The following is a 14,641-nucleotide window of genomic DNA, read 5'->3' as shown; positions in this document are numbered from 1 at the left end:
AGGCCAGTTCCCGTCCTCTTCTCCGGGCACAATGGGGTCATGACCGGAAGCTCCGCCCGCATGCTCGCGCTGCTGTCGCTGCTGCAGACGCAGCGCGACTGGCCCGGCCAGGTGCTCGCCGAGCGACTGGAGGTGAGCCCGCGCACGGTGCGCCGCGACGTCGACCGCCTGCGCGAGCTCGGGTACCGGATCGGCGCGATCAAGGGACCGGATGGCGGCTACCGGCTCGCCGCGGGGTCGGAGCTTCCGCCGCTGCTGTTCGACGACGACCAGGCCGTCGCGATCGCGGTCGCGCTGCAGAGCGTGCCGTCGAGCGGCGTCGACCTCGAGGAAGCCGCGAGCCGCGCCCTCGCCACCGTGCGGCAGGTGATGCCGTCGCGGCTGCGGCACCGCGTGGACGGCATCCGCTTCTCGGGCACGGAGAACGCGACCAGGGTCGATCCGGCCGTGCTCGAGGCGGTGAGCGCTGCGGTACGGGAGAAGCGGATGCTGCGCTTCGACTACGGATCCGCCTCCGATCGGCCGGCCCGACGGACCGAGCCGCACGCGATCGTGGCGCGCGAGGGGAAGTGGTACTTGATCGCCTGGGATGTGGAGGCCGAGGACTGGCGCATCTTCCGGCTCGACCGACTGAGTCCCCGCATCCCGACCGGGCCGACGTTCACGCCGCGCGAGCTGCCGGCGAAGGATGCTGCCACCTATCTGGCCGCGCGATCGAAGGGCTCGGTGTCGGAGGACCGCTGGCCGTGCGTGGGAGAGGTGATCATCCGGATGCCGGCGCGCGAGGTCGCGCCCTTCATCGGCGACGGCGCGCTCGAGGAGATCGACGAGGACTCGTGCCGCATCACGGTGGGAGCCTGGTCGTGGGTCGGGGTGATCGCCTCGGTCGCGCGGTTCGATGCGCCGTTCGAGGTGGTGGGGCCGGAGGAGCTGCGGGCGGCAGCGGGGGTGTTGGCGGGGCGCTTCGCCGCGGCATCCGGCGCTCCCGTCGCAGAAGCGGCGGGTTGATCGCCGTCGCACCCGCCACAGCTGCCACGGGAACGACGTCCCGCCACCGCCGGTAGACTGAAAGGGCCCCGCCGGCCCCTTTCTTTGGAGTGCGCGTGACCACCGCCCCTGCACCTGTCCACAAGCACGTCCCCGACTCCGTCGACAACGCGATCGCGACGCCGGAGAAGGAGCAGCCGTACGGCGCCCTCGGCCTGAAGGACGACGAGTACGCGCGCATCAAGGAGATCCTCGGCCGCCGCCCCACCTCGGGCGAGCTGGCCATGTACTCCGTCATGTGGTCGGAGCACTGCTCCTACAAGTCGTCGAAGAACTACCTGCGCCGCTTCAGCCAGAAGGTCTCCGACGAGATGAAGGAACGCCTGATGGTCGGCATGGGCCAGAACGCGGGCGTCATCGACGTCGGCGAGGGCTGGGCCGTCACCTTCAAGGCCGAGTCGCACAACCACCCGTCGTTCATCGAGCCGTTCCAGGGCGCGGCCACCGGCGTCGGCGGCATCGTCCGCGACATCATCTCGATGGGCGCCCGCCCGGTCGCGGTCATGGACGCCCTGCGCTTCGGCGCGATCGACCACCCCGACACCGCCCGCGTCGTGCACGGCGTGACGAGCGGCATCAGCTTCTACGGAAACTGCCTGGGGCTTCCGAACATCGGCGGCGAGACCGTGTTCGACGCCGTCTACCAGGCGAACCCGCTGGTCAACGCGCTCGCGGTGGGCGTGCTGCGCCACGAAGACCTCAAGCTCGCGAATGCGACCGGCGTCGGCAACAAGGTCGTGCTCTTCGGTGCCCGCACCGGTGGCGACGGCATCGGCGGCGCGAGCATCCTGGCATCCGATTCCTTCGATTCCACCGGCCCGACCAAGCGCCCCGCGGTGCAGGTCGGCGACCCCTTCGCCGAGAAGGTGCTCATCGAGTGCTGCCTCGAGCTGTACCGCGGCGAGCTCGTCGAGGCGATCCAGGACCTCGGTGCCGCGGGCATCTCCTGCGCGACCAGCGAGCTCGCGGCCAACGGCAACAGCGGCATGAAGGTCTCGCTCGACAACGTGCTGCTGCGCGACCCCACGCTCACGGCCGAGGAGATCCTCATGTCGGAGTCGCAGGAGCGCATGATGGCCATCGTCGCGCCCGAGAAGCTCGACGCCTTCATGGACGTCGTGAACAAGTGGGAGGTCGAGACCTCCGTGCTCGGCGAGGTCACCGGCGACGGACGCCTCATCATCGACTGGCAGGGTGAGCGCATCGTCGACGTCGACCCCTCGACCGTCGCGGTCGACGGCCCGGTCTACGACCGCCCGGTCGCGTACCCGACGTGGATCGACGCACTCCAGGCGGATGCTGCGGAGAACCTGCCCCGCTCTTCGGAGCCCGACGTTCTGCGCGAGCAGTTCCTCGATCTGGTCGCATCGCCGAACCTGGCCGACACGAGCTGGATCACGAACCAGTACGACTACTACGTGCTCGGCAACACCGCACTGAGCTTCCCCGACGACGCCGGCATGATCCGCGTCGACGAGGAGTCCGGTCTCGGCTTCGCGATCTCGACCGATGCCAACGGCCGCTACAGCCAGCTCGACCCGTACGCCGGTGCGCAGATCGCCCTGGCCGAGGCGTACCGCAACGTCGCCGTCACGGGCGCCGTGCCGACCGCGATCACCGACTGCCTGAACTTCGGCTCGCCAGAGAACCCCGAGGTCATGTGGCAGTTCGGGCAGACGGTCGACGGCCTGGCCGACGGATGCTACGAACTGGGCACCCCGGTCACCGGCGGCAACGTCTCGTTCTACAACCAGACCGGCGACGTGCCGATCCACCCGACCCCCCTCGTGGGCGTGCTCGGCATCATCGACGACGTCTCGCGCCGCATCCCGTCGGGGTGGCAGGACATCGGTCAGAACATCTACCTGCTCGGCACCACCTCGACCGAGCTCTCGGGTTCGGCGTGGGCCGAGGTCGTGCACCAGCACCTCGGCGGACGCCCCCCTGTCGTGGACCTGGCAGGCGAGAAGCGCCTTGCCGGCCTGCTCTCGGCCGCCCGCGACGAGTGGCTGATCTCCTCGGCGCACGACCTCTCCGAGGGCGGCCTCGGCCAGGCCCTCGCCGAGGGCGTCTCCCGCTTCGGCGTCGGCGCCCGCGTGTGGCTGAACGAGATCATCGAACGCGACGGCGTCGACGCGGCATCCGCTCTGTTCTCGGAGTCGACCGGTCGCGTCATCGTGACCGTGCCGCGCGAGGACGACGTGAAGTTCCGCGGCCTGTGCGAGGGCCGCAACTATCCGGTCATCCGCATCGGCGTGACCGACAGCGAGCCGCAGCTCGAGGTGCAGGACGTCTTCACGGTGTCGGTCGCCGAGCTGCGCGAGCGCTCGAACGCCACGTTGCCGTCATACTTCGGACCCACCGTCACGGAGCCCGCGACTCCCGGTCGTTGAGCGACACTTCGACTCGCCAGGCTCGCTCAGTGCGGGTCTCCACGAGAGGAAACGCATGAGTGACCTGAGCAAGCCCGACGACGACTACGGCGACCTGGGCGAGCCCCGCAACCGCCGCATCCGGATCATCGCGTGGACGGTCATCATCGCGCTGATCCTCGGCGGCGGCGGCGCGACCCTGTTCACCCTCCTCCCCGGCTGAGGGTTCGCGCGGGGACGACACGAATCTCGCAGAACGACAGAGACTTCGCAGGAATCAGCTGAATTCCTGCGAAGTCTCTGTCGTTCTGCGGGGTTTTCTCACGCGCGACCCCTCCTCCACAGCACGCGCAAGAACAGACTTCCCCACAGCCCCTGAAAAACACCCCTCGAATGTGAGTACCCCCGCGCAGGATGCGATCACCACGAACAAAGGGGACGGCATGACCGACGCGAAACTCGATCTGATCGCCAAGCTGCTGGCGAAGGCCGAGAGCACCACACCGGAGGAGGCCGAGGCTCTCACCGAGCACGCCGAGCGCCTGATGGTGAAGTACGGCATCGAACAGGCGCGCATCGATGAGCGCCGCGGGCGCCTGGGGCAGGAGCGTGAGGAGATCGTCCAGGAACGCATCGTCTTCACGGGCACGTACGCTCGCGACTTGCGAGAGCTCGGCGCCAGCATCGCCCTGGCGCTCGACACGGTGTGCCCGCTGCACGCCGAAGGGGCGGGTTCCCTTCTGTACTTCGTCGGCCACGCGTCCGACGTGCAGCAGGCCCGCACGCTCACCGCGAGCCTCGAAGTCCAGGCGATGGTGGCGATGCGCGCGTGGTGGGCGCTCCATCGCGACGCCTACGGCCCGTTCACCGAGGGCGACCGGCGCCGTGCGCGCAGTGGCTTCATCCGCGGTTTCGCCGCCGGTGCCGCCGGTCGTATCCGCGACAGCCGACAGACGATCGTCGACGAGGCCGGCACCGGCACGGCGCTCGTGCTCGCTTCCCGCCGCGAGCGGGTGGAGGACGCGGTCGACCGGATGACGACGCGACGCGGGCGCGCCCGTCGCGGGGCGGATGCCGGGGCGTTCATGCACGGCCATCGCTCGGGCAGTCAGGCGCAGACCGGCTCTCGCGCCGCGGCCGTGGGCGGGGCTCCCCGGTGAACCGGGCCGGCGGAGCCGCGCGCAGAAGAGGAACCCCGGCCGTCGAGGGAACATGGCGACGCGACGCGCCCCATCCCAGCCTGAGGCGTCTCGCGGCCACACTTCTCGCTCGACGACCGGGGGTGGGATGGAGCGACCCTCCCCAGCGTCGCCGGCACGACGGTAACCCGCGCGTGGCGAATCCTCCATGGGGAGAACTGCCCACCTCCGCGAACATCCTCGGTTCTCTAGGCGAAGAGGAACCGGACGAGCTGCTCCAGCGATCCCGTCTCACCGGATCTCCGGCCGAGGGACTGCACGATGATGGCGCCCAGGATGGCGGCGCCGATCTGGTCGACCGGTGCATCCGCGGGCAGCTGACCGTCGCGGATGCCGGCGCGAAGGCGCTCGGACAGATGCTCTTCGACGCCGAGGCTCTCGGTGAGGTGCGTCCCGACACCGGCGTCCTCGGTGGCAGCGGAGACCAGAGAGCGCAGAAGCGCGCCGCCCTCCGGCGCATCGACCAACGACATGACCGTGCGCAGCCAGGCAGCGACATCGGCGACCAGATCGCCGGTGTCGGGCACCACGAGGTCCACGGGGATGAGGCGGCCCTCGGCGAGGCACTCGCCGATCAGCGCACCCCGAGAAGGCCACCAGCGGTAGATGGTCTGCTTGCCGACGCCGGCCTCTTTCGCGATGCCCTCGATCGTCAGGCGGTCGTATCCCTGGTTGTGGAACAGGCGTGCGGTCGCGTCGAGGATCGCCTCGCGGGCAGCGGTGCTGCGAACGGGTCCGCTCCGATGCTCGTTCACCCTCTCAGGATAGCCACAGTTCTCTAGACGAGACGTACCGTATGATCACTTCGACCGAGGGAGAACACATTGGCTTCGCTGCTGTACCGTCTGGGTTCGTTGGCCGCGCGCAGGGCCTGGACCGTGATCGTCTCGTGGATCCTGATCCTCGGGCTCGGCGTCGGCGCATTCTTCACTCTCGGCGGCACCCTGAGCAACAGCTTCGACATCCCCGGGACCGCGTCCGGAGCCGTGACCGACGAGCTCGCCGAGAAGCTTCCTGACACCGCCGGCGGCACGGGAACCGTGGTGTACCGCACCGAAGACGGCTCGGCTTTCACCGATGAGCAGAAGAAGGCCATCTCCGAACTCGCCGTCAGCGCCGAAGACCTCGACGGCGTGGCATCCGTGATCGACCCGTTCGACGCCCAGCAGCAGCAGGCCGATCAGGCGCAGGAACTCGCCGACGGCGAAGCGAAGATCACCGACGGTCGCACGCAGCTCGACGCCGGCCAGACGCAGCTCGACGAAGGGCGGGCACAGCTCGACGCGGGACTCGCCCAGCTCACCGCGGCTCGCACCCAGGCCGAGCAGGGCGGAGCCGGTGCCGAGCAGCTCGCCGCACTCGATGCACAGCTCGCCGCGCTGAACGCGCAGCTGGCCGAGCTCGAGGCGCAGCAGGCGACGATCGACTCCTCCCGGCTCGAGCTCGACGACAACAGCCGGCAGGTCGAACTCGGCTCCACGCTCCTCGACCTGGCCGACGGCATCGGGGTCGTCTCGGACGACGGCTCGACCGCGATCGTCAACGTCTCGTTCGTCGACCCGCGACTCGAGCTCTCCGAAGAGGTCAAGCAGGGTGCGATCGACCACTTCGCGTCCGAGCCCATCGACGGCCTCGAGGTCGACTTCGGCACCGACATCGCCCAGGGCGTGCCCGAGATCTTCGGCATCGGAGAGGCCGTCGGTCTCGCCTTCGCCGCGATCGTCCTCATCGTCATGCTCGGCTCGCTGATCGCGGCAGCCCTGCCGATCGTCACGGCGATCGTCGGCGTGGGGGTGGGCGTCACGGCATCCCTCGCATTCTCCGGCGTCGTCGACATGGCCTCGGTCACGCCCGTGCTCGGAGTGATGCTCGGGCTCGCCGTCGGCATCGACTACTCGCTGTTCATCGTCAACCGCCATCGAAAGCAGCTGCTCGCCGGGGTGCCGGTGCGGGAGTCGATCGGCCTGGCCACGGGCACCTCCGGCACGGCCGTCGTGTTCGCCGGAACCACGGTCATCGTCGCGCTGTTCGCCCTCAACGTGACCGGTGTGCCGTTCCTCGGCCTGATGGGAACCGTCGGCGCGGTCTGCGTCGCGGTCGCCGTCCTCGTGGCGATCACCCTCGCCCCTGCGATCCTCGGGCTCGTCGGCACACGTCTGCTGCGGCGCAAGACCCGCGCGACCATCGGTGCGGAGCACGCCGCCGGCAAGCCCGTGAAGCGGATGTCGACGCTCCGCGCCGTCGTCACGGCGCTCGTCAGCGTCGCCGCCCTCCTGATCATCGCGGTCCCCTCGATGTCGATGCGCCTCGGGCTGCCCGACGGTTCGAGCGAGCCGAGCGACTCCACCAGCTACCGCGCGTTCCAGTCCGTCGACGAGCAGTTCGGCGAGGGTGCGAACGGTCCGCTCCTCGTGACCGCGACCCTCGACGAGGCCATCAGCGACGACGACCTGCTGTCGACGCAGGCCACCGTCGCGCAGGCGATCGCCGATCAGGACGACGTCGTGGCGGTCGCGCCGATCGCGGCATCCGACGACAACACGCTCCTCGCATTCCAGGTGCTCCCCGCGGAAGGACCCAACAGCGCATCCACCGAGCGGCTCGTGCAGGACCTCCGCTCGATGCCCGCGATCGGCGACGGGATCGTGGTGGGCGTCGCCGGCCAGGCGGCGACCAACATCGACATCTCCGAGGCCCTGGCCGGGGTCCTGCCCCTCTACCTGACCGTCGTGGTCGGCCTGTCGCTGCTGATCATGATCGTCGTGTTCCGCTCGCTGCTGGTGCCGCTGATCGCCACCGGAGGGTTCGTCCTCTCCCTGTTCGCGACGTACGGCCTGATCGTCGCGGTGTTCCAGTTCGGCTGGGGCGCCGACCTCATCGGGCTGCACAGTACCGGGCCCATCCTGAGCTTCCTGCCGGTGATCCTCGTCGGCATCCTGTTCGGGCTGGCGATGGACTATCAGCTGTTCCTCGCGTCCGGGATGCGCGAGGCGTACGTGCACGGCGCCTCGGCGAGGGATGCCGTCGCGCAGGGCTTCCGCGCCGGGCGCTCGGTCGTCATCGCCGCCGCGCTCATCATGGTCTCGGTCTTCGGCGGGTTCATCTTCTCGGAGTCGACGATCATCCGCTCGATCGGCTTCGGGCTGGCGTTCGGCGTACTGCTCGACGCGTTCGTGGTGCGGATGCTGCTGATGCCGGCGCTCATGCACCTGCTCGGACGCTCGGCCTGGTGGCTGCCCCGCTGGCTCGACCGCCTCCTGCCGAACGTCGACATGGAGGGTGCTGCGCTCGAGCGCGATCACCCGGGCATGCAGGCCGTCGCGATCCCGACCGGCGACACCCCTGCCGGCCACACGCCGGCCGGCCACGTCCCGTCCGGCCACGCGCCTGGCGACGAGGCGCCGTCGGCTTCGGATGCCGCACCCGGAGACCGCCCGCTGCTGCGCCGAGACCTCAAGCACTGAGGCAGGCGGGCTCCGGCGCAGGCCTGTCGGCGCCCCTGCCTAGAGTGGGCGAATGACCACCGACCTGCGCTCCCTCTTGGAAGAGCTGCGCACGCAGGCGACGGCACGCGTCGCATCCACCTCTGCGGCGCTGGCAGAGCTCACGCACGACCGCGAGGGCTCGAACGACGACGACGAGCACGACCCCGAAGGCGTCACCCTGTCGTCGGAGTGGTCGCGGCTGACCGGTCTCGCCGATGCCGCGGCATCCGAACTCGGGCAGGTCGACGACGCATTGGTGCGAATGGATGCCGGCACCTACGGCGTCTGCGCGAACTGCGGTCGACCCATCCCCTCGGAGCGCCTCGAGGTGCGTCCGTTCGCCGTGCACTGCGTCGCCTGCGCGGAGAAGCTCGGACGCTGACGCTCGGTCGTGGATGGCCTGTCGATAAACGCGGGCGGCGTACCCTGGTGGCGAGAATCGGAGGCATCATGACCATCCAACCGCGAGACGTCCGCCGCGACGAAGACATCGAGGGGTATCTGCTCGGCTCTCCGGTGAGCATCATGCGCGAGTACATCACGACCCCCGGCAGAGGGCCTCGACTGCACCGGCATCCGTACGCCGAGACCTTCGTGATCCATCACGGCCGGGCGCTGTTCACCGTCGGCGACGAGCAGGTCATCGGCGTCGGGGGTCAGATCCTCGTCGTGCCCTCACTCGTCTCGCACCGCTTCGAGGTGCTCGACGGCGGCACGTACGAAGCCACGCACGTGCACGCGAGCGACCGCTTCATCACCGAGTGGCTCGAGGAGGATCGGCCTCACCCGACGTCGGGTTAGGCGAGTAGCATCCCCTCCATGACCATCAGACTGGAGAACGTCGGCATCGCCGTCCGTGACCTCGAAGCGACCATCTCGTTCTTCTCCGACCTCGGTCTCACCGTTCTCGGACGCGACGAGGTCAGCGGTGAGTGGGCCGACACGGCGGTCGGGCTCGATGGCAACCACGCGAAGATCGCCGTGCTGCAGACGCCCGACGGACAGGGGCAGATCGAGCTCTTCGAGTACATCCATCCCGACGCGATCGAGACCGAGCCGACGCTGCCGAACGAGATCGGCATGCACCGCATCGCCTTCGCGGTCGACGACATCGACGAGTCTCTCGCGATCGCCGCGCGGCACGGTTGCCATCCGCTCCGCGGTGTCGCGAACTATCAGGACGTCTACAAGCTCACGTACCTCCGCGGGCCCAGCGGCATCCTCGTGATGTTCGCGCAAGACCTCACGAAGAGCTGACACCGCCGAGCCTGAGCCGCGGTCGGGCTTCCTGAGCCGCGGCCGGAACTTCGCAGAACAGCACGAACTTCGCAGACGTACCCCGGAATTCCTGCGAAGTTCGCGTCGTTCTGCGAAGTTCGCGCGGGACTCTCCTCGACTCCCGCGCGCGATCACACCCCCGAGACGGCCTCCGCGATCGCGGCACCGAGCTCGACCGTCGTGGCCGTGCCGCCGAGGTCGGGGGTGAAGGGCGCAGCATCCGCTCCCCGCGCGAGCACCGACTCGATCGCGGCGAGCACGGCGGCACCGGCATCCGCGTGCCCGAGGTGGTCGAGCATCATGGCGCCGCACCAGATCTGTCCGATCGGGTTCGCGATGCCGCGGCCGGCGATGTCGGGCGCCGAGCCGTGCACGGGCTCGAACAGACTCGGGAAGTCGCCCTCCGGGTTGATGTTGGCGCTCGGGGCGATGCCGATCGTGCCGGTGCAGGCGGGACCGAGATCGGACAGGATGTCGCCGAACAGGTTGCTCGCCACGACCACGTCGAACCAGTCGGGGTGCAGCACGAAGTTCGCGGTGAGGATGTCGATGTGGAACTGGTCGCGCCGCACGTCGGGGTAGTCGGCACCGACCGCGGCGACGCGCTCGTCCCAGTAGGGCATCGAGATCGAGATGCCGTTGCTCTTGGTCGCCGAGGTGAGGTGCTTCGCCTCGCGGCGCTGGGCCAGGTCGTAGGCGTACCGCAGCACCCGGTCGACGCCGGTGCGGGTCATCACGGTCTCCTGCAGCACGAACTCGCGGTCGGTGCCCTCGAACATGCGGCCGCCGATCGAGGAGTACTCTCCCTCGGTGTTCTCGCGCACGACCCAGAAGTCGATGTCTCCCGGTGACCGTCCGGCGAGCGGCGACACCACACCGGGCATGAGCCTGACCGGCCGCAGGTTCACGTACTGGTCGAACGCGCGCCGGAACTGGATCAGGCTCCCCCACAGGCTCACGTGATCCGGTACGACCTCGGGCCAGCCGACCGCACCGAAGTAGATCGCGTCGAACCCGCGCAGCGTCTCGAACCAGTCGTCGGGCAGCATCTGCCCGTGCTCTTGCCAGTACTTCGCGCTGGCGAAATCGAACTCGGTGAATTCGAGGGCGATGTCGAAACGGGATGCCGCGGCCTTCAGCACACGGAGCCCCTCGGGCATGACCTCGGTGCCGATGCCGTCGCCGGCGATCACGGCGATGCGGTGGGTGGTTGTCATGGGGTTCCTTCCGGTTGCGGGTCGTTCCGGTCGCAGTTTCTGCCGGCGCACGATGCTCCGGTCGCAGTTCGTGCCGGTTGTCTCGCGTTCGAGCGGCAGGAAGTGCGACCGGAACGCGGGTGGCGGACGCGGCGCGGCGAGCTAGAGCACGTCGAGCTCGTCGGGGTGGTGGCAGGCGACGCGGTGGGTGCCGCCGTGGTCGATCAGGGCGGGAACCTCCTCGGCGCACACCTCGGTGGCCTTCCAGCAGCGGGTGCGGAAACGGCATCCGCTCGGCGGCGAGACGGGACTCGGCACGTCGCCGGTCAGCACGATCCGCTCCCGCGCCCGCTCGGCACGCGGGTCGGGCACCGGGATCGCCGACAGCAGCGCCTGCGTGTACGGATGCCGAGGCCGCTCGTACAGTTCGTCGACGGGGCCTTCCTCCACGAGCTTGCCGAGGTACATGACCCCGACGCGGTCGCTGAGGTGCCGCACCACCGAGAGGTCGTGCGCGATGAACAGATACGTGAGACCGAGGTCGCGCTGCAGGTCGTCGAGCAGGTTCAGCACTCCGGCCTGCACGCTCACGTCGAGGGCACTGACCGGCTCGTCGAGCACGATCACCTCGGGCTCCACGGCGAGCGCCCGCGCGATACCGAGTCGCTGCCGCTGTCCGCCGGAGAACTCGTGCGGGAACCGATCGGCGTGTGCGGGGTTCAGCCCGACCTGCGTCAACAGCTCCTCGACCCTGCGCTCGTGCTGACCCCGGTGCAGCCCGTGGATCACGAGCGGTTCGGTGAGGGTCGCCCGCACGGACTTGCGCGGGTTGAGCGAGGCGTACGGATCCTGGAACACAAACTGCACGCGACGCCGCAGCGACCGCAGCCGCGAGCCCTCGATACTCGTGACGTCGTCGTCGCCGAGCCGGATCGAGCCGCCGTCGCTGGACTGCAGGCGGGCGACGCTGCGCCCGAGAGACGACTTGCCGCAGCCGCTCTCCCCGACGAGGCCGAACGTGTGGCCGCCCTCGATCGAGAGGCTGACATCGGAGACCGCCTGCACCACATCGCGCGTGCGGCCGAACAGGCCACCGCCGACCTTGTACTCCTTGACGAGGTTCTGCACGGTCAATCCGGTGCTCATGACACCACCTCCTTCTGCCATTCGCCGACCCGCACGCACGCCGCGGTGTGCCCGGAGCTCACCACGACGGGCGGCGGCACGACCGCGTCGCACAGCCCGGCGACCGCGTGCGCGCAGCGCGGAGCGAAGCGGCATCCGTCGGGCCAGGCCGTCGCCACCGGCGGCTGACCCGCGATCTGGTACAGCCGCTCGTCGCGCGAGGCCCGCCGGTCGATCCGCGGCAGCGACGCCAGCAGCCCTGCCGTGTACGGGTGCGCGGTCTCGTAGAAGAGCGGATCGACGTCGGCCGTCTCGACCAGCCCGCCCGCGTACATGACCAGGACCCGGTCGGCGGTGCCGGCGACGACGCCGAGGTCGTGGGTGATGAGCAGCACGGTCGTGCCGGTGCGGCGCTGCACCTCGCGCAGCACCTCGAGCACCTGCGCCTGCACGGTCACATCGAGCGCGGTGGTCGGCTCGTCGGCGATCAGCAGGTCGGGCTCGTTGGCGATGCTCATCGCGATCATCACGCGCTGCCGCATGCCTCCGGAGAACTCGTGCGGGTAGCGGTCGACCCGCAATTCGGGCGAGGGGATGCCGACGATGTCGAGCAGCTCGATCGCCCGCGCCCGGCGCTCGGCCGTGGTGGTATCGGGCCGGTGCACGCGCACGGCCTCGACCAGCTGCTCGCCGACCCGCATGACCGGGTTGAGGGCGGTGAGCGCGTCCTGGAACACGACGGCGATGTCCTTGCCGCGGATCTCGCGCAGCGCGGCATCCGACATCCCCACCAGCTCCTGGCCACGGAACCGGATCGACCCCGTCACCACCGCCTTCTTCGGCAGAAGCCCCATGATCGCCATCGCGGTCATCGACTTGCCGGATCCCGACTCCCCGACGATCCCGACCGTCTCGCCCTCTCCGAGCACGAAGGACACGCCTTCGATGGCACGGGCGAGCCCGGCATCCGTCGGGAAGCTGACCGACAGATCCTCGACCTCGAGCAGCACCTCGCCGCCCACGGTGTTCCGGGCGCTCACAGGTTCTTCCCCTGCGGGTCGAGCGCATCGCGCAGTCCGTCGCCGATGAAGTTCACGCACAGCACCGTCACGAGGATGAACAGGCCGGGGAAGTACAGCAGGTACACCTGCGGGGTGCCGACGTAGCCCGCCGCCTGGCTGAGCATCGAGCCCCAGCTGGTCTGCGGCGGCTGCACGCCGAACCCGAGGAAGCTCAGCGTCGACTCCGCGATGATCGAGGATGCCACGGCGAGACTCATCGCGACCACGATCACTCCGGCGAGGTTCGGCAGCAGGTGCGAGACGACGATCCGGAACCCGGATGCTCCGATGCCCCGTGCCGCGTCGATGAAGTCCTTCTCCCGCAGCGACAGCACCTGCGAGCGCACGACGCGGGCGATGTAGGTCCACCCGAGGGCGGTGAGGGCCAGCACGATCGTGGTGGGCGACGGTCCGAGTCCCTGCAGGATGACGGCCAGCAGCGCGATCGCGGGAACGATGAGGAACAGGTCGGTGATGCGCATGATGAGCTCGCCGATCCATCCGCCGACGTAGCCCGAGATCGCCCCGAGCGCGGTGCCGACGACGGTGGCGAGCAGGGCGACGGCGAGGCCGATCGCGAGCGAGATCTGCCCGGAGAAGAGGATCTCGCTGAGGTAGTCGCGGCCGAGCTCGTCGGTGCCGAGCCAGTGGGCTCCCGATGGCGGGGTGGGCCCGGTGAGCAGGTCCTGCTGGCCCTGCGGATACGGTGCGATCCAGCCGGCGCCGAAGCATGCGATCAGCAGGATCACCAGCACGATCAGACTCACCACGCCCAGTCGGTGCCGCAGGAACCCCTTCAGGAGCTGCCTGGTCGGAGCCTTCTGCGGATCCTGCTCGGCGAGCAGCTCCTCGCTCCCCGCGATTCCGGCGCCGCTCATGACAGTCTCACTCTCGGATCGAGCACCGCGTAGGCGATGTCGGCGATCAGGTTGCAGATCACGACCGCGACGGCGACCACGATCATCCAGGGCAGCAGCACGAACACGTCTCCGGCGACCAGCGACTGCAGGAACAGGCGTCCCATGCCGGGGATGGCGAAGATCTGCTCGGTGACCACGAGCCCGCCGATGAGGATCGCGGCGTCGAGCGCGACGACCGTGACGAACGGGGCGAGCGAGTTGCGCACCGCATGCCGCCAGATGACCTGGCGCCGCGGCACGCCCTTCGCGCGGGCGGTGCGCACGTAGTCGCTCGACAGCGCGTCGAGCATCGCGGCGCGTCCGAAGCGGCTCCACGAGGCGACGAGCGCGATCATGAGGGCGGCCACGGGCAGGATCAGATGACGGATGTAGTCGAGCACGCCGGTCTGGCCCGGGGAGTTCAGCCCGATGAAGAACAGCGGAGGCTCGCTGAGCCCGAACGCCTCCTTCGGCCAGACGGCGAAGGTCTGGATCAGGATGAGGCCGAACCAGAACGCCGGCATCGCGATGCCGAGGTACGAGGCCCCGGTGAGCAGGTTGTCGCCGAGCGAGTACTGCCGCACGGCCGAGTAGACGCTGATTCCGCCGGCGATGAGGATCGCGATGAGCAGCCCCCAGAACGCCAGCTGGAGCGTGGGCCACAGCGCCTCCCCGATCAACGGGAGCACCGGGGTGCCGGTGCGCGTGCTCGTGCCCCAGTCGCCGACGATCATCGACCGCAGCCAGAGGAAGTACTGCTCGGGGATCGAGCGATCGAGCCCCAGCCGCTCGACCTCGCGGGCGAGCGCCGTCGGGTCCTGGGCCAGGCGGAGCTTCGCGAGCGGATCGAACGTCGCCCGCACCGCCCAGAAGAGCACGAAGGAGGCGATGAGGATCACCGGGATCGAGTACAGCACCCGTCGTGTGATGAACGTGATCATGTCGTCGCCTCCTTCCTCTCCGAATACGCGGTCGTGCG

14 protein-coding genes are annotated in these 14,641 nt (G+C 69.4%); 8 read left to right on the top strand and 6 right to left on the bottom strand.

Annotation, left to right across the window (positions count from 1 at the left end; all coding sequences use genetic code 11):
* Positions 1–39: 39 nt before the first annotated feature.
* The 4 genes from LC452_RS07810 (at position 40) to LC452_RS07795 (ending at position 4,579) form a co-directional block, all read left to right on the top strand.
* A complete protein-coding gene (locus LC452_RS07810) occupies positions 40–1,008 on the top strand; it encodes a YafY family protein (protein ID WP_223623889.1) in 969 nt (322 codons plus the stop codon).
* A 95-nt stretch (positions 1,009–1,103) separates the two neighbouring features.
* Positions 1,104–3,440, top strand: a complete 2,337-nt coding sequence (gene purL, locus LC452_RS07805) for a phosphoribosylformylglycinamidine synthase subunit PurL (RefSeq protein ID WP_223623887.1) — start codon at positions 1,104–1,106, stop codon at positions 3,438–3,440.
* Positions 3,441–3,495: 55 nt separating this feature from the next.
* Complete coding sequence (locus tag LC452_RS07800) at positions 3,496–3,642, top strand: hypothetical protein (protein ID WP_223623885.1); 147 nt, start codon at positions 3,496–3,498, stop codon at positions 3,640–3,642.
* Positions 3,643–3,862: 220 nt separating this feature from the next.
* The gene (locus LC452_RS07795) at positions 3,863–4,579 is read left to right on the top strand and encodes a DUF2786 domain-containing protein (protein WP_223623883.1); all 717 of its coding nucleotides are present in this window, start codon (positions 3,863–3,865) and stop codon (positions 4,577–4,579) included.
* A gap of 227 nt (positions 4,580–4,806) precedes the next feature.
* Here LC452_RS07795 and LC452_RS07790 read toward each other — a convergent pair whose 3' ends face one another.
* Positions 4,807–5,373 (bottom strand): TetR/AcrR family transcriptional regulator, encoded by a 567-nt coding sequence (locus LC452_RS07790; RefSeq protein ID WP_223623881.1) that lies wholly within the window; start codon positions 5,371–5,373, stop codon positions 4,807–4,809.
* Between the two features lie 69 nt (positions 5,374–5,442).
* Between LC452_RS07790 and LC452_RS07785 the strand changes: the two genes are divergently transcribed.
* The 4 genes from LC452_RS07785 (at position 5,443) to LC452_RS07770 (ending at position 9,360) form a co-directional block, all read left to right on the top strand.
* Positions 5,443–8,082, top strand: coding sequence for an MMPL family transporter (locus LC452_RS07785; RefSeq protein ID WP_223623880.1), 2,640 nt, complete (start codon positions 5,443–5,445; stop codon positions 8,080–8,082).
* A 52-nt stretch (positions 8,083–8,134) separates the two neighbouring features.
* A complete protein-coding gene (locus LC452_RS07780; RefSeq protein ID WP_223623878.1) occupies positions 8,135–8,485 on the top strand; it encodes a TraR/DksA C4-type zinc finger protein in 351 nt (116 codons plus the stop codon).
* Positions 8,486–8,553: 68 nt separating this feature from the next.
* The gene (locus LC452_RS07775) at positions 8,554–8,904 is read left to right on the top strand and encodes a cupin domain-containing protein (protein ID WP_223623876.1); all 351 of its coding nucleotides are present in this window, start codon (positions 8,554–8,556) and stop codon (positions 8,902–8,904) included.
* An 18-nt stretch (positions 8,905–8,922) separates the two neighbouring features.
* Positions 8,923–9,360, top strand: a complete 438-nt coding sequence (locus LC452_RS07770; protein WP_223623874.1) for a VOC family protein — start codon at positions 8,923–8,925, stop codon at positions 9,358–9,360.
* A 152-nt stretch (positions 9,361–9,512) separates the two neighbouring features.
* Here LC452_RS07770 and LC452_RS07765 read toward each other — a convergent pair whose 3' ends face one another.
* The 5 genes from LC452_RS07765 to LC452_RS07745 all read right to left on the bottom strand — a co-directional run bounded on the left by LC452_RS07765 (position 9,513) and on the right by LC452_RS07745 (position 14,603).
* Positions 9,513–10,598 (bottom strand): tartrate dehydrogenase, encoded by a 1,086-nt coding sequence (locus tag LC452_RS07765; protein ID WP_223623873.1) that lies wholly within the window; start codon positions 10,596–10,598, stop codon positions 9,513–9,515.
* A 141-nt stretch (positions 10,599–10,739) separates the two neighbouring features.
* Complete coding sequence (locus LC452_RS07760) at positions 10,740–11,723, bottom strand: ABC transporter ATP-binding protein (protein ID WP_223623871.1); 984 nt, start codon at positions 11,721–11,723, stop codon at positions 10,740–10,742.
* Complete coding sequence (locus tag LC452_RS07755) at positions 11,720–12,742, bottom strand: ABC transporter ATP-binding protein (protein WP_223623870.1); 1,023 nt, start codon at positions 12,740–12,742, stop codon at positions 11,720–11,722. Before LC452_RS07755 ends, LC452_RS07760 begins: the two co-directional genes overlap by 4 nt.
* A complete protein-coding gene (locus LC452_RS07750) occupies positions 12,739–13,641 on the bottom strand; it encodes an ABC transporter permease (protein ID WP_223623867.1) in 903 nt (300 codons plus the stop codon). The genes LC452_RS07755 and LC452_RS07750 overlap by 4 nt, the downstream gene beginning before the upstream one ends.
* On the bottom strand, positions 13,638–14,603 hold the full coding sequence (locus LC452_RS07745) for an ABC transporter permease (RefSeq protein WP_223623865.1): 966 nt from the start codon (positions 14,601–14,603) through the stop codon (positions 13,638–13,640). The genes LC452_RS07750 and LC452_RS07745 overlap by 4 nt, the downstream gene beginning before the upstream one ends.
* Between the last annotated feature and the right edge of the window lie 38 nt (positions 14,604–14,641).

This window comes from Microbacterium sp. EST19A (assembly GCF_019969685.1).
GTDB lineage: Bacteria > Actinomycetota > Actinomycetes > Actinomycetales > Microbacteriaceae > Microbacterium.
Note: the sequence above shows the minus strand (reverse complement) of the source record. Positions and strands in the feature narration are given on the sequence as shown.